The organism is Silicimonas algicola (assembly GCF_003970735.1).
Lineage (GTDB): Bacteria > Pseudomonadota > Alphaproteobacteria > Rhodobacterales > Rhodobacteraceae > Silicimonas > Silicimonas algicola.
In genome coordinates this window covers 2917673-2936949 of record NZ_CP034588.1, presented here as the reverse complement: position 1 = coordinate 2936949, position 19277 = coordinate 2917673, and the positions used below count along the sequence as shown (strand labels likewise).

At 67.3% G+C, this 19277-nt stretch carries 21 protein-coding genes; 11 read left to right on the top strand and 10 right to left on the bottom strand.

The genetic code is table 11. The features are described 5' to 3' along the window. The 4 genes from EF888_RS21880 (at window position 1) to dusA (ending at window position 4802) form a co-directional block, all read left to right on the top strand. Window positions 1-729 (top strand): c-type cytochrome, encoded by a 729-nt coding sequence (locus EF888_RS21880; protein ID WP_164721704.1) that lies wholly within the window; start codon window positions 1-3, stop codon window positions 727-729. Beyond that, a complete protein-coding gene (locus EF888_RS14440; RefSeq protein ID WP_164721703.1) occupies window positions 726-3080 on the top strand; it encodes a S8 family serine peptidase in 2355 nt (784 codons plus the stop codon). The genes EF888_RS21880 and EF888_RS14440 overlap by 4 nt, the downstream gene beginning before the upstream one ends. A 10-nt stretch (window positions 3081-3090) precedes the next feature. Continuing rightward, complete coding sequence (locus tag EF888_RS14435) at window positions 3091-3594, top strand: hypothetical protein (RefSeq protein ID WP_126918582.1); 504 nt, start codon at window positions 3091-3093, stop codon at window positions 3592-3594. Between the two features lie 212 nt (window positions 3595-3806). Next, a complete protein-coding gene (dusA, locus tag EF888_RS14430; RefSeq protein WP_241239678.1) occupies window positions 3807-4802 on the top strand; it encodes a tRNA dihydrouridine(20/20a) synthase DusA in 996 nt (331 codons plus the stop codon). Window position 4803: 1 nt separating this feature from the next. Here the strand turns inward: dusA and EF888_RS14425 are convergent, their stop codons facing one another. The 7 genes from EF888_RS14425 to EF888_RS14395 form a co-directional block, all read right to left on the bottom strand. Next, the gene (locus EF888_RS14425; protein WP_109760748.1) at window positions 4804-5766 is read right to left on the bottom strand and encodes an aldo/keto reductase; all 963 of its coding nucleotides are present in this window, start codon (window positions 5764-5766) and stop codon (window positions 4804-4806) included. 113 nt (window positions 5767-5879) lie between these two features. Continuing rightward, window positions 5880-6878: a substrate-binding domain-containing protein gene (locus EF888_RS14420; protein WP_109760749.1), complete on the bottom strand. Its 999-nt coding sequence runs from the start codon at window positions 6876-6878 to the stop codon at window positions 5880-5882. Window positions 6879-6923: 45 nt separating this feature from the next. Continuing rightward, the gene (locus tag EF888_RS14415; protein WP_109760750.1) at window positions 6924-8033 is read right to left on the bottom strand and encodes an ABC transporter permease; all 1110 of its coding nucleotides are present in this window, start codon (window positions 8031-8033) and stop codon (window positions 6924-6926) included. Beyond that, window positions 8023-8763 (bottom strand): ATP-binding cassette domain-containing protein, encoded by a 741-nt coding sequence (locus EF888_RS14410; protein ID WP_109760751.1) that lies wholly within the window; start codon window positions 8761-8763, stop codon window positions 8023-8025. The genes EF888_RS14415 and EF888_RS14410 overlap by 11 nt, the downstream gene beginning before the upstream one ends. A gap of 201 nt (window positions 8764-8964) precedes the next feature. Further along, window positions 8965-9759 carry an NAD-dependent epimerase/dehydratase family protein gene (locus EF888_RS14405; RefSeq protein WP_206508322.1) on the bottom strand — a complete coding sequence of 265 codons (795 nt, stop codon included), beginning with the start codon at window positions 9757-9759 and terminating at the stop codon, window positions 8965-8967. A gap of 20 nt (window positions 9760-9779) precedes the next feature. Then, window positions 9780-10709, bottom strand: a complete 930-nt coding sequence (locus tag EF888_RS14400; RefSeq protein ID WP_109760752.1) for an alpha/beta hydrolase family protein — start codon at window positions 10707-10709, stop codon at window positions 9780-9782. Then, a complete protein-coding gene (locus EF888_RS14395) occupies window positions 10706-11581 on the bottom strand; it encodes an SMP-30/gluconolactonase/LRE family protein (protein ID WP_109760753.1) in 876 nt (291 codons plus the stop codon). The genes EF888_RS14400 and EF888_RS14395 overlap by 4 nt, the downstream gene beginning before the upstream one ends. 100 nt (window positions 11582-11681) lie before the next feature. On the opposite strand from EF888_RS14395, the gene EF888_RS14390 reads away from it, so the two are divergent. Next, the gene (locus EF888_RS14390) at window positions 11682-12572 is read left to right on the top strand and encodes an alpha/beta hydrolase (RefSeq protein WP_164721702.1); all 891 of its coding nucleotides are present in this window, start codon (window positions 11682-11684) and stop codon (window positions 12570-12572) included. On the opposite strand, the gene EF888_RS14385 is transcribed toward EF888_RS14390, so the two are convergent. The 3 genes from EF888_RS14385 to EF888_RS14375 are packed head-to-tail and all read right to left on the bottom strand — an operon-like array spanning window position 12573 to window position 14446. Continuing rightward, complete coding sequence (locus EF888_RS14385; RefSeq protein ID WP_109760755.1) at window positions 12573-13625, bottom strand: YeeE/YedE family protein; 1053 nt, start codon at window positions 13623-13625, stop codon at window positions 12573-12575. A 37-nt stretch (window positions 13626-13662) separates the two neighbouring features. Next, window positions 13663-14043, bottom strand: a complete 381-nt coding sequence (locus EF888_RS14380) for an ArsR/SmtB family transcription factor (protein WP_109760756.1) — start codon at window positions 14041-14043, stop codon at window positions 13663-13665. Window position 14044: 1 nt separating this feature from the next. Continuing rightward, window positions 14045-14446 (bottom strand): thioredoxin domain-containing protein, encoded by a 402-nt coding sequence (locus EF888_RS14375; RefSeq protein WP_420902631.1) that lies wholly within the window; start codon window positions 14444-14446, stop codon window positions 14045-14047. A gap of 51 nt (window positions 14447-14497) precedes the next feature. Between EF888_RS14375 and EF888_RS14370 the strand changes: the two genes are divergently transcribed. The 6 genes from EF888_RS14370 (at window position 14498) to soxB (ending at window position 19258) form a co-directional block, all read left to right on the top strand. Then, a complete protein-coding gene (locus tag EF888_RS14370; protein WP_109760757.1) occupies window positions 14498-15229 on the top strand; it encodes a cytochrome c biogenesis CcdA family protein in 732 nt (243 codons plus the stop codon). A gap of 83 nt (window positions 15230-15312) precedes the next feature. After that, the gene (soxX, locus tag EF888_RS14365) at window positions 15313-15780 is read left to right on the top strand and encodes a sulfur oxidation c-type cytochrome SoxX (protein WP_109760758.1); all 468 of its coding nucleotides are present in this window, start codon (window positions 15313-15315) and stop codon (window positions 15778-15780) included. 25 nt (window positions 15781-15805) lie between these two features. Beyond that, complete coding sequence (gene soxY / locus EF888_RS14360; protein WP_109760759.1) at window positions 15806-16231, top strand: thiosulfate oxidation carrier protein SoxY; 426 nt, start codon at window positions 15806-15808, stop codon at window positions 16229-16231. 24 nt (window positions 16232-16255) lie between these two features. Further along, window positions 16256-16585, top strand: a complete 330-nt coding sequence (soxZ, locus tag EF888_RS14355) for a thiosulfate oxidation carrier complex protein SoxZ (protein WP_109760760.1) — start codon at window positions 16256-16258, stop codon at window positions 16583-16585. Window positions 16586-16610: 25 nt separating this feature from the next. Further along, complete coding sequence (gene soxA, locus EF888_RS14350; protein WP_109760761.1) at window positions 16611-17468, top strand: sulfur oxidation c-type cytochrome SoxA; 858 nt, start codon at window positions 16611-16613, stop codon at window positions 17466-17468. Between the two features lie 95 nt (window positions 17469-17563). Then, window positions 17564-19258: a thiosulfohydrolase SoxB gene (soxB, locus tag EF888_RS14345; RefSeq protein ID WP_109760762.1), complete on the top strand. Its 1695-nt coding sequence runs from the start codon at window positions 17564-17566 to the stop codon at window positions 19256-19258. Window positions 19259-19277: the final 19 nt, after the last annotated feature.

Below are 19277 nucleotides of genomic sequence, written 5' to 3'. Positions count from 1 at the left end.
ATGCGGCTCGTGCTTCTGACAGCCCTGCTGTGCGCATCCCCGGCGGTCGCCGCTGACGATCATGCCGCAGCGCTGTTCTACGGCACGGGCGATGTGGGGGCGACGGTCCGGCTGGCGGGCGGAGAGGCTGAACTGTCGGCACGCCTGTTTCCCTGCGCCAACTGTCACGGTGCGGACGGCCAAGGCAGCGTCGAAGGCGCGCTGGTCGTGCCCCCGATCGCCGGACGCGGGCTTTCGGTCGACGACCTTGTGCGCGCGGCCGAGCATGGGATGGGGCCGGACGGAGAGGCATTGGACCCGGCGATGCCGCGCTATGCCTTCGCCGACGGCGGGATCGCCGAACTTGTTCGTTTTCTCGACGCCTTGCCGCACCGTGAGCGGGCAGGGGTCTCGGGCTCGACGGTGCGGATTGCCGTCGTGGGTGACCACGCGGAGACCTTCCTTCGCGGACTGAGTGCCTCGGTCGACGGGGAACGCGCCTGGGGGCGCAGCATCGTGGTCGACACGGGTGCGGGGGACGACGCATTCCTTGGCGCAGGCCTAGATGGCGGCGAGCAGCCCGGGCTTCCGATCCTGTCGCTTTCAGACGAGGCGCGGCTGTCGCCCGAAGCAGCGGGCCATGCGACCGGGCAGGCGCTCATCGCCGCCCTGCGCGCGACGGGCCGCAACCTGACGCGGAGCCGTGCGATCGCGGCGTTCCGGGAGATGGGCGGGAGGACGGTCAATTGAGCCTCCGCATCGCCCTCGCGTGGTTGGCTACCGCCGTCACCTGCTACGCTCAGGACTTGCCGACGCGCGACCTGCCGCAGTTCAACCGCGACCGCCTGTTCGAGGGGATCGAACCCGTCACGCCGGCGATCCGCGACGTCCTGCGTCCCGGAGTTCCCAGCATCGGTCTCGACAGGATCCGCCGCCTCGATGCCGAGAACCTTCTCCTGCGCGACCGCGCCGCGCTTCTTGCGGCACCGGATGCGCTTCGCCAGATCGAGGCGTTCCGACGCGCACCTACACGACAGTCGGACGAAGGCGTCGTCTCGGTGATCGAGTTCGGGCGGCGGTTCGATGCGGACGAAAAGGCGCGCCTCGCCGAGGCGGGGGTGACGCTCGAGGGCTTCGTCGGCGGCAGCACCTACGTCGTGCGGTTCGCTGGTGACGCGACGCTGCCGGTCCTGGCGTCGGGGCAGATCCGCGCTGGGGCGACGCTTCGGATCGAAGACAAGATCGGGCGCTCGCTCGTTCTCGCCCCCGCGCTCGCGCCTGACGCCGTGGGGAGACGGCGTGTCCTCCTCAGTGCCGCGACCGGAGGCCGCGACGCGGTGCAGCGAAGCCTCGAGGCTCTTGGCGCTACGGCCATCGAAGAGCCGACGCGGGGGACGTTCATCTTCGAGGTGCCGGACAACCGCCTCATTGACGTGGCGGGTCTGGCGGACGTTCTCAGCATCGACGCGGGGCCGCCGCCCTTCCTGCCGCTGACGAGCGTCGCGCGGCAGGTGGCGAACGTCGACGGGGCGCAGGGCTTCACCCTTGAAAGCGACCTGGCGGTTCTGGAGGGTGTCGCGGGCCGCTCTGTCCGCGTCGGGATCTTCGATACGCCTATCAATGCGGAGAACGGGGACTTCATGGCGCTTGAAGGCGATCAGGAGCGGTTCTTCCGCCGGGTAGGCCTTGCAACCAGTTGCGGCGGCGAGCCGGATGGCGTCCTTGCGCAGCGCCACGGGACGCTCGTGTCGGGCATCCTCCTCGGCAGCGGCCGGAATTCGGTCGTGAACTCGACGCTCGAGGGGGTCGACGGCACGCCCTTCGGGATGCGGGGCATCGCACCCGAGGCGGACATCGGCGTCTTCGAATACACGGACGAGGGCGAAGGCAGCCGGCGCCTCGCGCTGCTGACGAGCGCGCTGGTCGACTGCGGGGTCGCCGTCAGCAACCACTCCTATATCGAGACCCTGTACGGCTACGAAGGAGCGTCGAGGCTGATCGACGAGATGATCGCCGGGCGGGCGCGCGTGTCGGACGGCGAGACGGAAGGTGAGGTCATCCCGCCGCGTCCGCAGGTCTGGGCTGCCGGAAACAACGGGCTTCGCCCGAAGGACGGGCGCCGCGCCGCCTATGTCTCGGTCTTCACGCAGGCGAAGAACTCGATCAGCGTCGGCGCCTACGATACCGCGCACCAGACCGTCTGGCCGCATTCAAGCCTCGGCCCGACCTTCGACGGCCGGATCAAGCCCGACATCGTGGCTCCAGGCTGCCACGACTTCGAAGTCTCGACGTCCCAGGGCGGCATCCTCGGGCCGTCGCCGAATGCCGAGGGCTATGTGCGCGACTGCGGCTCGTCGATGGCCGCACCCGTCGTCACCGGGGCAATCGCGCTGATGCGGGAGGCCGCGGGCGACGTCGAGCCGCTTCCTTCGACCTACAAGGCGGCTCTCGTGGCGACGGCTCAGGACCTGGTGGCAGAGAGAGGGCGGCCCGATCTCGCAGCCATGCTCGACCCGGAGGATCTCGATGATCTGAAGAACATCGACATCCGCGAACCGACCTTCTACGGGCCCGGTCCCGATTTCGCCTCGGGCTTCGGACTGATCGACGTCTCCACCGCGGTCCGGGTGATGACGGACCTTGCGGGCATCGAGGAGGGGGCCTTCGATGTCGAAGGCGCCACGTCGGACATGTGCTTCGACGTATCCGAGGGCGCGGAGCGCTTGAAGGTCGCGCTGGCGTGGGACGATGCGCCCGCCAACGCGCCGGCGGACCTGGTGCTGGCGCTTCTGGTGAACGACCTCGACCTAACTCTCATCGCACCGGACGGCGCAACGCACCTGCCGTGGAAGCTGACGCCTCCTCCGCTGACGGGGTCAGACCAGCTTGCGGAACTGGCGCGGAACGAATTCGACGTCGAGGACATTCACATGGCCGAGCGTGGCCGGGACGTCCTCAACAATGTCGAGCTTGCCGAGGTGGAGGCACCAACGCCCGGGCTGTGGCGCGCCCGAGTGACGGCCTCGACCCTCGGCGACGGGCCGCAGACCTTCAGCGTCGCTGGCGACATCGTGAAGCGACCATGCCCGGATCCCGAGTAGGATGGCGATCATGTCGAGACTTGCAGCACTCCTGATCGTGGTCGCCTTCCCCGCCGTTGGGCAGGACCGGGCGTCCGTTCTCGTCACCGTCGATGCACCGCTCGACAAAGGCGCCGTCGCGCGCCTGTCGGAATCGGAGATCCTCATCGGCCAGTACGCCGGCGACGGAACCTACCTTGGGTCGATCCCGCTCGACGCCGATGCCTCTGCCCTGATGGAAGCGTCGGGCGTGCAGGCGATCGAACCGGTGTCGGTCGACTTCAAGACCCAGCTTCTGCCCGAGGGGGCCAAGTCGGGTCCGGCGACGATCACCGTCATGATAACGCCTGCCGTCGGCCAGGACGAGGCAAGCTTCGAGGCCGCACTTCGCGAGATGTCGCTCGACATCGTCGATGCGAACGAGGAGGACGGCTGGGTCGTTTCGGCCCCGGCGGAGGATATCGCGCGCCTCGCCGAGCGGCCCTTCGTGGAAAGTCTTCAACTGGTTGACGAAGCCCCGCTTCTCAAACGCTGAGGCGGATCGGCTGACGGCTCGCGTGGACCCCGCATGGCGTGCCCTCGGTTCCGCCAAGTCTTGCGGAACCGACGGTCACTTAGCACATAGGCTTTTCTATGCACCCTTGGCCGTTCATTCGGGCATGGTCTAAACTGGCGATCGACCCTAACCAAGGCTCGGATCAACAGCGAGCCTCAGCTTTGCCCCCGTCGGTACGAAACAAGAAAGAAATGACGTTGAACCAAAGCGCCAGACTGTCCGTCGCCCCCATGATGGACTGGACCGACCGCCACTGCCGGTATCTCCACCGGCTGATGTCGCGGCGCACGCTTCTTTATACCGAGATGGTCACCTCGCCCGCCCTCGTCCGGGGCGGAGCGCGGCACCTCCTGCGTTTCGATCGCTCGGAACACCCCGTAGCGCTTCAACTCGGCGGCTCCGACCCCGCCGAACTGGCCGAGGCGGCTCGCATGGGGGCTGACGAGGGATACGACGAGATCAACCTGAACGTCGGGTGCCCCTCGGACCGCGTGCAGTCCGGCACCTTCGGGGCGGTCCTGATGAAGACGCCGGGCCTCGTCGCGGACTGTGCGCGCGCGATGGCGGCGGCGGTCGAGGTTCCCGTGACCGTCAAATGCCGGATCGGCGTCGACGATCAGGACCCGGCCACGGTCCTGCCCGACTTCCTGTCCCGGATGCGCGACGCCGGTGTCCGCCGGATCGCGATCCATGCGCGGAAGGCCTGGCTCCAGGGTCTGTCGCCGAAGGAGAACCGGGACATCCCGCCGCTCGACCACGATCTCGTCTTCAGGATGAAAGAGCGCTTTCCCGACCTCCACCTGTCGATCAACGGGGGGATCGAAAGCCTCGAGCAGGCGAAGGGTTTCCTCGACCGGGGGATCGACGGCGTGATGATCGGCCGTGCCGCCTATCATGCGCCCTGGGACATCCTCGGCACCGCCGATGGCGAGATCTGGGGCGAGGCGCCGCCCTTCTCCGATGCGTCCCAGGTCGTCGTCGCGATGCTGCCGCACATCGAGGAACATCTGGCCAGCGGCGGACGGCTGAACGCGGTCACCCGCCACATGATGGGTCTCTTCGCGGGCCGTCCCGGCGCGCGGGCGTGGCGGCGCCTTTTGTCCGAAGAAGCGCACCGCGACGGGGCCGGCACCGAGGTCGTCGAAAGGGCGCTCGATACCGTCGGCGCAAGGATGGCCGCCGAATGATCTAGCCCGGACGGTAGTCGCGCTTGGCTTCCGGATCCGTCGTCTCGAAGGGCAGCGCGGCAATGTCGTCCCAAAGGGCGTCCGGCAATTGCGCCTGCGCCCAGTCCAGCGTCTCGGCAACGCGCTCGGGCTTCGAGACGCCGATGACGGTCGAGGTCACGCGCGGGTCGCGCATCGAGAACTGCAGCGCAACAGCTCCCATGGGTACGCCGTGACGGGCGCAGATCGCCTCGATCCGCCGCACAGGCGCCAGGTCCGCCTCGTCCGCGGGGGTATAGGAGATCATGGGCGAGGCGTCTGCCCCCTTGGCCAGTACGCCCGAGGCATAGGGCGCCGCGTTCAGGATGGCGATGCCGCGCGCGTGCGCCTCGTCGAACATCGCATCGGCGCTGCGGTTCAGAAGCGTCCAGCGGTTGTGATTGATGAGCGTGTCGAAGGGGAAGTCGCGCAGGATCGGCTCCATGACGTCGAGCCGGCCCATGGCGAGGCCCACGGCATCGCACAGGCCCTCCTCCTTCATCCGGAACAGCTCGTCCAGCGCCCCGCCGGTCGCCGTGATCTCGGACAGGTCGCGGCAATGCTCGGGGTCGTGCAGGTGCAGGATCTGCACGCGGTCTAGGCCGAGCCGCTCGAGGCTCTCCTCCAGCGACCGCCGCGCGCGGTCGGCGTCTAGGCGTCCCGTCTCCATGTCGCGGTCGAGCTTGGTCGAGATGACGAAACCGGGCGGCAGGCCTCCCGCGGCGCGGAGGGCGTCGCCGACGCGGGCCTCGCTGCGGCCGAAGCCATAGTTGTTCGACGCATCGAGGCAGTTCACCGGGCTCTCGAAGATCGCCTCCAGCGTCGCGCGCGCCCGCGCCTCGTCCACGTCATAGCCATAGGTGTCGGGCATCCCGCCCAGGGCAGAGGTGCCGAAGATGATCGGCGTGACGCCGACCCCTGTGCCGCCTATCGGTCTCGTATCCATCGCTCAGCCCTTCTTCTGTCGGAAAATACTCCGGGGGTGCGGGGCTGCGCCCCCGCCCGGCCCGCAAAGAATCGGCGGCGCCCGAAGACGCCGCCGACCGTTCTGTCAGCCGATCACTGCGCGATGCAGGTGTCGGCGGTCTCGGGCGTGCAGACGTCGAGACCCGTGTAAGTCGGGTCCGCCGGGGGCTCGCCGCCGGCCGCCATCTTGGCGAAGGCGTTCATCACCTCGTAGCCCATCTGGAACGGACGCTGGCCGACCTGTCCGGCCGAGAAGCCTTCCTTCATCTGGTCGATCTGGACCGGCAGGGTGTCTGCCACGACGAGGGCAAGCTCGCCTGAAGCGATCTGGTCCTTGTAGGGTTCGACCGCCGCGCGGTTCGCGTCGGGCACGAACTGCGGGAAGCCGCCCGTCGGCAGGAAGGCGTCGACGTCAGGGTTCGCGGCCATGAAGTCCTCGAACTGCTGCACCGACTTCGGGAAGTCGTCGTCGGTGTAAAGCGGGCAGCCGTCGGCCTCGGTCCAGCCGTTCTGGCCCGTCAGTCGCTCGCCCGGCGAGGTGGTGCCGGACATGGCGCCAAGCGTGTCTCGGATGCCCTGCATCCGCTCGTTGTGGTTGGCCGCCGCGGCGCCGCCCGACTGGATGCAGACCGTGCCGCCGTCCGGCTTGATCTCCATCGCCAGCTTGGCGAGGTTCACGCCGATCTCGTAGTTGTGGGTGCCGATGTAGGCGGTCCGCAGGGTCGGGTCGAGAAGGTCGGAGTCCCAGGTGATGAAGGGAATTCCGGCATCCTTGGCCGCCTGAGCCGCAACCGCCATGGCGGCCGCGTTCGAGGGCGACACGCCCAGGCCCTTCACGTCGCCGCGCGCGATCAGGTCCATGACGATCTGGACCTGCTCGTCGCCGCCGCCGTGCTCGCCCGGTCCGATGTATTCGCAGACGAAGGCGCCGTTCGATTCCGCTTCGGCCTTCTTGCAGCCGTCACGGGCCTGGTCGAAGAACGGGTTGTTCATGTTCTTCGGCACCAGCGCGAAGATGTCCTGGGCGAAGGCGCCCGTGCCGACCGTCATGGCCGACATGGCGAGCGCCGAAGTGATCAAGAGTTTTTTCATGCTTTCCTCCCTGAATGTGCCGTCCCGCCACGCGGGCCGGCGATACTAACGATCCTTCCGCCGGGGCGGCAGGATCGTATCCCTGAGTTGCGCGATATAGCTTCGGCCGCCTTCCGTCTGGAGGCCGATGAACACCGCGAGAATGATGAAGATGCCGACGAAGGCGCCTTGCCAGTTCGAGTCGATCCCCGCCATGAGAAGCGCGTTGCGGATCACCTCGAGAAGGGCCGCGCCGATGATCGCGCCATAGGCCGTGCCATAGCCTCCCAGCAGGTTCGCGCCGCCGATCACCGTGGCCGCGATGACCCGCAGCTCATAGCTCTGGCCCAGCGCGTTGATCGCCGATCCGGTGTAGCCAAGGATCAGAAGCGACGAGACCGCCGCGCAGAAGGCCGAGAAGACATAGGCCTGGAACTTGATGAGCTTGACGTTCACGCCGGTCAGCCGCGCCGCCTGCTCGTTGCCGCCGATGGCGAACAGGTGCTTGCCCCAGGCCTTGTACTTGAAGACATAGCCCACGATCAGCGCCATGAAGACCATGACCCAGAAGTGCGACGAGAAGGCGGGGATCCAGTCGGGCCACATGTCGCCCTCGACGTTGGGCGGGAACTTGGCCTGACCGATGGCCTTCACGATCGGCGCGTCGGGGCCGAACTGGTACAGCATCTGGTTGCCCGAGATCACCACGGCCAGCGACCGCGCGATGGACATCATTCCAAGCGTGACGACGAACGGCGACAACCCCACGTAAGCGATGAGAAATCCGTTGACGGCGCCGCAGGCCAGGCCCGCGAGCATTCCCAGGGCGAACGAGACGTACCACGAGTACTCCGCCGTCAGGTAGATGCCCGCCACGATGGCGACGAGGCCCATGATGGAGCCTACCGAGAGGTCGATGCCGGCCGTGATGATGACGCAGGTCATGCCCAGCGCCATGATCCCGAAGATCGCGAAGTTGCGCGTGATGTTGGCGATGTTCTGCGCCGTGAAGAAGGCCGGCTGATAGAAGCCGATGCCGAGGCAGACCACGATCAGCGCGACGGTGACCCAGAACGGCTGGCTCGTGAGCATCTTCTGGAGAAGCGTCCGCTCCTCGATCCCGGCCACGTCGCCGATGGCGGCATGATCCGTGGTGCGGGGGACGTCAGGCTGCATGGATCGCTCCCGTGATCAGCCCGGTGATTTCCTCGGGCGAGGTGTCGCGGGTCGCCTTGTCGGCGACCTTCGTGCCCCGGCGCAGGACCGCGATGCGGTCGCAGACCTCGAAGACGTCGGGCATCCGGTGCGAGATCAGGATGACGGCGTGGCCTGTGGCTTTGAGCCGCTTGATGAGGTTCAGGACCTCGGCCACCTGGCGGACCGAAATGGCGGCGGTCGGCTCGTCCATCAGCACGAGCTTCGGATCCGAAAGCCGCGTCCGTGCGATGGCGACGGCCTGGCGCTGGCCGCCCGACATCTTCTGGACCAGGTCGCGGGGACGGGTCTCGGACTTCAACTCCGCGAACAGCTCGGAGGATCGTTCGATCATCGCTTCCTTGTCGAGCGTGCGGAACGGCCCCCAGCCCTTTTTCAGCTCCCGTCCCAGAAAGACGTTCTCGGCCGCCGTCAGGTTGTTGGCCAGCGCGAGGTCCTGATAGACCACCTCGATCCCGGCAGCGCGAGCATCGATGGGTCGGTCGAAGACCACCTCGCGCCCCTCGACGGCGATATGCCCCGAGGTCGGCGGGAAGTTCCCGGCGATGATCTTGACGAGCGTGGACTTGCCCGCGCCGTTGTCGCCCATGAGGCCCACGGCTTCGCCCGGCTGAATCTCCAGATCCACGCCTTGAAGGGCATGAATGGCGCCGAAGCTCTTCGTGATCCTGTCGAGTGCCAGCAGACTCATGCGGCCGTCTCCGGTCGCACGGACAAACCTGTCCTCCCCATCAGGGTCCTCCCTTCCCTTTCCCTGTCGCGTCAACGGCTTGACGCCGTTTTATCATGCCGGCGATTGATAGTATTTTTGCCGTGCCGTCCGATAGTGGGGGAAAAAGGGAAGCCGCGTCAACACGCGGCTCCGTGAAGGGTCAAAACGTATCAAATCCGCTCATTCATGGATCTTGTCGGCGGTGTAGGCGCCCCCGATCCACAGGACCTCGGGCGCGTCCTTGGCCGGCTTGGACTTGGCCGCGTCGACCTCGGCGCGATAGTCTTCGGCGTTGTCCTTCGGCTGCCAGCCCATCCACTTGACCTGCCGGTTGTCCCAGAAGGACGCGGTGTTGTTGGACACGCCGTAGATGATCGGACAGCCCAGGCGGGGCACGTCGAAGATACGCCCGATCAGTCCGGCAAGGTCGTCGTAGGACAGCCAGGTCGACAGCATCCTGTGGTCCGTCGGCTTCGGGAAGCACGAGCCGATGCGCACGATGGCCGTCTCGATGCCGAACTTGGAGTGATAGGCGTTGGCCAGCGCCTCGCCAAAGACCTTGGACACGCCGTAAAGCCCGTCCGGCTGCGGATAGACGGTGTTGTCGATCACCTTGTTCTGCGGATGGAAGCCCACGGCATGGTTCGACGAGGCGAACATGATCCGGGGGTGGCCGTGTTTGCGAGCCGCTTCATAGAGATAGACGAGCCCGCTGATGTTGGCGTTGCAGATCGGATCCCAGGGATGCTCGGTCGCGACGCCGCCGAAGTGGACGATGCCGTCGCAGCCTTTCACAAGCTCCTCGACGGCGTCCTTGTCGCCCAGGTCGCAGGTCACGACCTCTTCGTGCGCCTGGGGGTCCGTCACCTCGACGATGTCGGAGAGACGGATAGTGGGGGCGAGGTGCTTGAGGCGGGTGCGCATCTGGGTGCCCAGTCCGCCGGCGGCGCCGGTCATCAGCAGTCGGTTCATCATGTGTCAGGTCCTCGTTCTTGTCAGGCGGCGAAAAAGGCGCCCCGCGACGCGGCGCGGGACAGGAAATCCAGGACGGCGACGCGCATGGCGGCCGACTCGACGTGACCGGCGGCGGGGTCCGTCATCGTGTGCAGCGTGTTGCGTCCGGTCGCGTCGCGGCGCCGGTCATAGGCGGCGCGAAGGGCGGCGAGGGCCGCGTCCCGGGCGTGGGGCGGTGTCAGCGGGTCGGCCTCTCCGTGGCAAACGATCTGCGGGCGAGGGGCGATGAGCCCCGCGACCTCTCCCATGTCGGCCACGTCCAGAAGGCCCGGCACGGTCAGGCAGACTCCGTGGCGGTCGTGGTCGCCGGTCTCGATCAGCCGCGCCACGTCCGCCAGGATGCAGGCATGGGCGCACCCGGCGATGCGGTCGTCGAGCGCGGCGAGCCAAAGCGCTTGGGCGGCGCCCATCGACAGCCCGTAGCTGTAGATGCGGTCAGGCCGCACATCCTCGCGCCCGGTCAGATAACCGAGCGCCAGCCCGAGGTCGGCCAGCATCAGTCCGAACAGGCTTTTCCCTTTCCAGGACAAGGCTTTCGACAACGCGGCTTCACTGCCCTCGCGCCGCCGGTCGCCAAAGCCCGGCATGTCGATGCAGAGCGCTGCAAACCCCATCGCGGCCAGCGCCGCGCCATAGCCCGGACCTTCGAAGTAGACGCTGCCGTCCAGCAGCTCGCGCCGCCCCAGCACGTAGTCCCCGCCGTGGGCGTGACAGTAGAGTACAGCGGGATGACGCCCGCCCATCTCGGGCCGGGTCAGGGTTGCGGGGAACGGCGTGGGGCCCTCCAGCACAAGCTCCTCGACCACCATGCCCTCCTCGACGCGGGGCGGGGCGGCGGCCCGCGCGCGGGTGGTCCGGCCGGGCACATAGCCCGTCAGCCGGCACAGCTCCGCCCGCAGGCCCTCGCTCATCCCGCGAACCGCGGCTGGGGCAGGCCGGTGATGCCGAGGCCGGTGATCGCGTGGAGCGATCCCGCTTCGGGCTGGGGCCGGTCGCCCGTCAGCCCGATGCCGAGCGAGGTGAAGAACAGCACGTCCAGACCCACACCGCCGAACATCGGCTTGGACGGCCGCTCGACGGGCACATCGATCGTCATGTCGATGCGGCCCTCTGGCGTGATGCGGTAAAGCTGCCAGCCGTCGATGCCCGCCTGCCAGTAGCAGCCGTCGGCGTCGACCGTCCCGCCGTCGGGACGTCCCGCGACCTCGCGCGTGTCGAAGAAGACCTCCGGCTCGCCCGGCGTGCCGGTCTCGGTGTCGTAGGCGGCCTTCCAGATGGTGCGGACAAGCTTGTTGCTGTCCGAAAAGTACATCGTGCGGCCATCGGGCGAGAAGGCCATGCCGTTCGTGGTGTAGATACCGCCCTTCCAGGGGGTTACCGACAGATCCGGATCCAGGCGATAGAACCGCCCCAGAGCCTCCGGCTCGCCTCCATCCTTCATGGTGCCGGCCCAGAACCGGCCCTGAGCATCGGTCGCCCCGTCGTTGAACCGATTGTCGGGCATCCCGGCCTCGGGGTTTTGGATTGCCTCGCGGACGCCGGTGTCGGGGTCGAAGAGGTGAAAGCCCGACTTGGTCGCCAGGACCAGACCGCCCTTTTCGCGCACGGTAAGGCAGCCCACGGGCTCGCCCCAGTCGAAGCTGTCGTTCACGCCGGACGAGGGGTCATAGCGGTGGATCAGCCCGGCGGGAATGTCGACCCACCACAGGACGCCCGCCCGGTCGTCCCAGACCGCACCCTCGCCGATGCGGCTCCGGCTCGGCACGACGCATTCGATCTCCATGTTTTCCTCCCTCGTGGTTTTGCCCCTGTTTGACAAGGTCCGGGGCCCGAGTCACGCTCCGCCGCCGGAAAACTCGTCTGGCGCAGGGGAGAAAGCAGAGATGGCGATGACGCGCGGGCCCTGGGGCTGGGCGGAGGGAATGGAGCGGGTCCACGAGATCTCCGAGACCTTCGCGGACGACGCCGAGGCGGCGGCGTACTGGGTCGAGGGCGCAGACGGGGTCCATTCCGTCGAGGACATGACCTACACCGGCGCCGCCGGGCAGCGGCAGCGTCTGAGGCTCTACCGCGCGGGTGCGGACGACGCGCCGGTGCTCGTCTACATCCACGGCGGCGGCTGGGTCGGCGGGACCATCGACCTGAACGACCGCGCCTGCCGCAGGCTCGCCGGTGCGGGCTGGCACGTCGCCTCGGTCTCCTATCGCCTCGCGCCCGCGAACCCTTTCCCAGCCGGGCTGGACGACGTGATCGCCTCGGTCGGCTGGCTGCAGAGCGCAGGCCTGACCGGCCTCGACACGACGCGCCTCGCCATCGGCGGCGCCTCCGCCGGGGCGAACCTCGCGCTCGCCGCGGCCCTCAGCCTTCCGCGCGAAACCTTCCGCGCGCTCGTCCTGTTCTACGGTGTCTTCGGAAATGCGACCGACACCGAAAGCCACCGCGCCTACGCCGACGCCCCGGTCCTGACCGGCGCGCGAGTGGACGAGATCTACGACCTCTACGACCCAGGCGCGCGCTTCCGCGACGATCCGCGTTTCGCGCCACTGCTCGGCGATCTCAAGGGTTTGCCGCCAGTTCTGAACCTCATGGCCGAACACGATGTCCTGCGGTCCGAGGGCGAGGCGCTGACCCTTCGCCTGCACGACGCAGGTGTCGAGGTCGAGGCTTGGACAGAGCCGGGCGTCAGCCACGGCTTCATCAATCGCGGACGACTTGCGCCTTCTGCCGACGCGGCGCTCGCCCGGTCCCGCGACTGGCTCGCGCGGCAGGCCTGATCACTCGGCGGGCAGGAAGCCGGTTATGAGCTGCCTCAGCCCGACCGCCGCGCCCGCGAAGATCGCCGCCGCCGTCACGGGCGCCGAATAGGCGAGGAGCGAGAACGCGGACAGCCCCTGTCCCACGGTGCAGCCGACGGCCACCACCGCGCCCGCGCCCATCAGCACCGCGCCTCCGATCTGGCGGCGCAGCTCGCGCGGGTCCTCGCAGGCCTCCCACCGGAAGTGCCCGCGCGCGAGGCTGCCCGCGAAGGCGCCCAGCAAGACACCCGCGACCGATCCCACCCCGAAGGACACGGACCGTCCCGAGGCGGTCATCAGGTAAAGCATCGTCTCGCCCAAGGGTGCCGCATAGGTGTGGGACACGATGGGCGTCGCCGCGAAACCGTGGCGCGCGACCCAGGCCGACCCCAGCCAGCCCGAGACGATGGCGACCGCCACGGCGGCGGACCAGAAGACGGTGCGGGGCGATCCGCGAAAGCCGCGGTCTGCAAGCGCCAGCGCCATCAGTGCGACACCGGCGGCAAAGGCGGGCAGGGCAGGCGACAGGCCTGTCACAGACGCGACGGCATGGGCAAGGCCCTGGGGCGACGTCGCTCGGCTGTCGGGGAAAAGCGCCACGCGCCACTCTGCAAACGGTCCCGAGAGCGTCGCATAGGCCGCGAGCCCCACGGTGATGACGATGACGAAGGACCGGAAGTCGCCGCCGCCCACGCGGGCCAGCGCGCCGAAGCCGCAGTTGCCCGCCAGGGCCATGCCATAGCCGAAGGCGAGCCCGCCCAGGATCGACGCCCAGGGGTTCCAGTCCTGCGCGAGATAGACGGTGCGCCCGATCTCAGCGAGTCCAAGGGACTGCGCGCCGAAGGTGCCAAGGATGGACAGCCCGATGGCGAAGCTCCACATCCGCATCCGCGTCCAGTCGCCGCCGTAGAGCCCGTCCTCGATGGCGCCGAGCGAGCAGAACCGGCCCATCCGCGCCGCGAGGCCCAGAAGCACGCCTCCGACGAGGCCGATCAGGGCAAGTGCGATCGGTTCTCCGATGGTGTCCAGCATCGACAGCGCCTCCCCACGCCGCCTGCGCCGACCGCGCTCAGGTCTGGCGGTTCTTGCCGCAGAACAGGTTGTAGACCACCTCGATGATCTTGGTCGAACGGTCGTCGGTCAGGCTGTAATAGATCGCCTTGCCGTCCCGGCGGGGCTGCACGAGCCCTTCGAGACGCAGGCGGGACAACTGCTGCGAGACGGCGGCCTGCCGGGCGGAGAGAAGCTCCTCCAGCTCGGTCACCGATTTCTCGCCCGAGGCGAGGTGGCACAGGATCATCAGCCGTCCCTCGTGGCTGATCGCCTTGAGGAAGTTCGACGCCTCCTGCGCGTTCTTCATCATCTCGTCGAGTTCGGCCGCACAGGTGTCGCTGCCAAAGACGGGAAGCCCGCCGTTCGATCGTGTCTGGGTGTCGTGCGCTGCGTCCATCTCAGCCCTCGGCTCCGTAATCCAGTCCTGCCTTCGTCAGCATCATCTGCAAGAGACCCCAGAAGAAATCCTCGCCCGGATAGCCCTCGATCCGGGACAGCTCCTGCCCGTTCTGCACGAGGACGAAGGTAGGCGTAAAGCGCACCGGCCGCTCGAAGGTCAGATCCTCGGGGACCGGTGCATGAAGGTCGATCCGCCGCAGCGGCGCGGCGCGGCCCTCGCCGGTCAGGGCATATTCGGGCGAGACGTCGCGGTTCCACTGGGCGCACCACATGCAACCGTCTTCCTCGACCATGACAAGTTCGACCGCCTCGGTGGCGGAGGCGGGAAGGGCGGCAAGCGCCATCGCCACGGCTGCGAGGCCGGCGCGGATCAGGGGAAGTGTCTTGCGCAAGAGGTCCATATTCGACAAACGTAATATGTTTGATTGAACCGATCAAGGAAAGGCCGCTTCGTGTTCGACGTGTCATACCTGGGCGCTCTCGTCGCCGGCCTCCTGTCGTTCCTGTCGCCCTGCATCCTTCCCATCGTGCCGTTCTACCTGTCCTACCTCGCAGGTGCCGGCATGGCCGCGATCCAGGGCGACGAGCCGTTGCCGCCCGACGTGCAGCGCCGCGCGATCATCGCCTCGATCCTCTTCGCGCTCGGCGTGGCGACGATCTTCGTGGCCCTCGGCGCTGCGGCGACGACGCTCGGCGGTCTCGTCAGCGAATACTTCGACATCCTGCGATGGGTCGCGGCGGCCATCATCATCACGATGGGCCTGCATTTCCTCGGCGTGATCCGCATCGGCCTTCTCTATCGCCAGTTCGGGACCGGCGTGGGCGACACCTCGCGGACGAGCCTTTTGGGCGCCTACGTCATCGGTCTCGCCTTCGCCTTCGGCTGGACGCCCTGCGTCGGACCCGTGCTGGCCGCCATCCTCTTCATGGCGGGCGGGCAGAGCGATATCTCGCACGGGATGGGCCTTCTGCTGGTCTACGCCGTCGGCATGACCGCGCCGTTCATCCTTGCGGCGGTCTTCATAAAGCCGTTCCTGCGCTGGATGCGCGGCTTCCGAAAGCACCTCGGGCGGATCGAAAAGGCGATGGGCGTCCTGCTGATCGTCTTCGGCATCCTGATCGCGACGGAACGGATCAACGAGTTGGCGAACTGGCTGGTGATGTTCTGGCCCCGGATCGGGTGAGCCAGATTAATTCAGTTACTTGAATTTGTTGTTGCGAGCCTTGCCGGCCGTGCGCTACGGTACACGAAAGTTTGGGAGGACTCATGAAAAGAACTTGCGTGATTCTCGCGGTCACCGCCCTTGGCGCTGGCTCTGCATTCGCACAGGCGATCGCTCCGGGCGAGGTCGCCTACGAGGACGGGGCGGTCTCGGCGTCGCTGACCGGCGCGCCGGGCGATCCGGCCGAGGGCCGGAAAGTGATGAACCGCGGCGCGGGCAACTGCGTCGCCTGTCACCAGGTCACCGACCTGACCGAGTATCCTTTCCAGGGCGAGGTCGGGCCGACGCTCGACGGCGTCGCGGACCGCTGGGACGAGGCGCAGTTGCGCGGCATCGTCGCCAACGCGAAGATGATGTTTCCCGACACGATGATGCCGTCCTTCTACAAGGTCGACGGCTTCATCCGGCCGGGTGACGGCTACACCGGCAAGGCGGCGACCGAGATCCACCCGCTTCTGACGCCCGAGCAGATCGAAAATGTCGTGGCCTATCTCCTTACGCTCAAGGAATGACGGCCCGAGAACTGGAGGACATCCAATGGAACTGACAAGACGCCAGACGCTGATCGCCGGCATCGGGGCCGCGGCCGCGATGGTTCTGCCGATCCGCGCCTTCGCGCAGGACGCGCCGATGGTCGGCGAGCTGGCCGAGTTCACCGGCGGCGCCGAGCCCGGCACCGGCGACATCACCCTCACGGCGCCCGAGATCGCCGAGAACGGCAACACCGTTCCGATCGAGGTCTCGGCCCCCGGCGCGGCCGAGATCCGCGTCTATGCGCTCGGCAACCCCGTGCCCGGCGTCGCAGCCTTCACCTTCGGCCCGCTCGCGGCGTCGCAGGCGGCTTCGACCCGCATCCGTCTCGCGACCACGCAGGAAGTGCTGGCGGTCGCAAAGCTTCAGGACGGCAGCTTCATCGCCGACCGCAAGGAAGTGAAGGTCACCATCGGCGGCTGCGGCGGCTGAGGCATTCAGGAAAGGACCACGACTATGGCAGAAGGTGTTAAACCCCGCGTCAAGGTACCGAAATCCGCATCGGCAGGCGAAGCGGTCACCATCAAGACGCTCATCAGCCACCAGATGGAATCCGGTCAGCGCAAGGACTCGGACGGCAACGTCATCCCGCGCTCGATCATCAATCGCTTCACCTGCGACTTCAACGGACAGAACGTCATCGACGTCGTTCTCGCTCCCGCGATCTCGACAAACCCGTACTTCGAGTTCGATGCGACGGTGCCCGAGTCGGGCGAATTCACCTTCACCTGGTACGACGACGACGGTTCGACCTACACCGACACCCAGTCGATCGAAGTCAGCTGATCGCGTGCCAAAGGGGAGGATAACGATGAACAAGACCAAAGCTCTCGCGACGGGAGGGGCGATCCTTGCCCTTCTCGCCGTGCCGGCCTTCGCCGGACCCGACGAGGACAGCCTCGTCATCAACGGCGAGACCGAGATCGTGACCGAGGCTCCGGCTCCGGCGCATCTTGAGGGGGTGCTGGACACCATCTACTCCGGCTGGCGCTTCCGGTCGGACGACACCCAGGCGCTCGAGATGGACGACTTCGACAACCCGGCGATGCTGGCGGTCGACGCGGCGGCCGCGACGTTCGAGACCGTCGACGGGGCTGCGGGCAAGAGCTGCGCCTCCTGTCACGAGGGCGGGCCGGAAAGCTTCGCGGGCCTTGGCGCGGTGATGCCGAAGGTGCGCGAATCCGACGGCAAGCTCGTGGTGATGGAAGACATCATCAACGAGTGCCGGACCGAACGGATGCAGGCCGAAGAGTGGAAGTGGAGCAGCCAGACCATGCAGGGCATGGTCGCGCTCATCCGTCTCCAGTCGCGCGGCATGCCGGTAGACGTGGCCATCGACGGCCCCGCCCAGAGCTTCTGGGATCAGGGGAAAGAGATGTACTACACCCGCTTCGGCCAGCTCGAGCTGTCCTGCGCCAATTGTCACGAGGACAACTGGGGCAACATGATCCGGGCCGACCACCTGAGCCAGGGCCAGATCAACGGCTTCCCGACGTATCGCTTCAACACGACGGGACTCGTCTCGGTGCACAACCGCTTCCGCGGCTGCATTCGCGACACCATGGCCGAGACCTTCGCCGAAGGCTCGGACGAGTTCCGGGCGCTCGAGCTCTACGTCGCCTCGCGCGGCAACGGTCTCTCGGTCGAATCCCCGGCGGTTCGTCAGTAATCCATCGGCCCGCGCGGGGGTGACCTCGCGCGGGCCTTTTTCTACCTGAATTCATTCAGGTATCTGCATATGTATCGGAAAGGACGACCGCTCCCATGATCTCGCGCCGCGATTTCCTCCAGGCCGCCATGGCGACCTCGGCCATCTACGGAGCCTCGGGCTTCGGCAACTGGGGCCGGCTCGCCGCGCAGCAGGTGCTGACCCAGGATCAGCTTCTGGAGTTCGAGACCTTCGGGAACGTCTCCCTGATCCACCTGACCGACATCCACGCGCAGCTTGTGCCCATCTATTTCCGCGAGCCCGAAATCAACATCGGCGTCGGCGCGAACAAGGGCGAGGTGCCGCACATCACCGGCGCCGACTTCCGCCGCCTCTACGGCATCGAGGACGGCTCGCCCTCGCACTATGCGCTCACCTACGACGACTTCGCGGCGCTCGGCAAAACCTACGGCCGCATGGGCGGGCTCGACCGCATCGCCACCGTGGTCAAGGCGATCCGCGCCGCACGCCCCGACGCCCTTCTCCTCGACGGCGGCGACACCTGGCACGGCTCCTACGGCTGCTACCACACGGCGGGGCAGGACGTGGTCAACGCCATGAGCCTCCTGAAGCCCGACGCCATGACCTTCCACTGGGAATTCACTCTCGGCACCGAGCGCCTGCTCGAGCTTGTGGGGCAGGTGCCCTTCGCCTCGCTCGGGCAGAACATCTTCGACGCCGAGTGGGACGAGCCCGCCGAGGCCTTCAAACCCTACGAGTGGTTCGAGGCCGGCGGCCAGAAGATCGCCGTCATCGGCCAGGCCTTTCCCTACATGCCGATCGCAAACCCCGGCTGGATGTTCCCCGAATACTCCTTCGGCATCCGCGAGGAGACGATGCAGGAGACCGTCGACACCGTCCGGGGCGAGGGTGCCGACCTCGTCGTCCTCCTCAGCCACAACGGCTTCGACGTCGACAAGCAGATGGCGGGCCGCGTCACCGGCATCGACGTCATCCTTTCGGGCCACACCCATGACGCGCTGCCCGAGCCTTACGTGGTGGGCGACACGATCATCATCGCCACCGGGTCCAACGGCAAGTTCGTCTCCCGCGTCGACCTCGACGTCCGCGACGGCAAGATGATGGGCTTCCGCCACAAGCTGATCCCGATCTTCTCGGACGTGATCGAGCCCGACGCCGAGATGGCGGCGCAGGTCGCCGCCGACCGCGAGCCCTACAAGGCCGAGCTGGAAGAGGTGCTGGGGACCGCTGACGGCCTTCTCTACCGGCGCGGCAACTTCAACGGCACCTGGGACGACCTGATCTGCGACGCGCTTCTGGAAGAGCGCGACGCGGAGATCGCGCTGTCGCCCGGCGTCCGCTGGGGTCCCTCGATCCTTCCGGGCCAGCCGATCACGCGCGAGGACGTCTGGAACGTCACCTCGATGACCTACCCGAACGCCTACCGCACCGAGATGTCGGGCGAGTTCCTGAAGATCGTCATGGAGGACGTGGCCGACAACATCTTCAATCCGAACCCCTATTACCAGCAGGGCGGCGACATGGTCCGCGTCGGCGGCATGGGCTACCGGATCGAGCTGTCGAAGCCGCAGGGCCAGCGCATTTCCGACATGACGCTTCTCAAGACGGGCGAGGCCATCGACCCGGCAAGGAACTACGTCGTCGCGGGCTGGGCCAGCGTCAACGAGGGCACCGAAGGCCCGCCGATCTGGGACGTGGTCGAGGCCTGGCTGAAGCGCAACGGCACCGTGACGGTCGGCCAGAACACCTCGGTCGAGGTGATCGAATGACGTTCCCCAATCCAGGAGA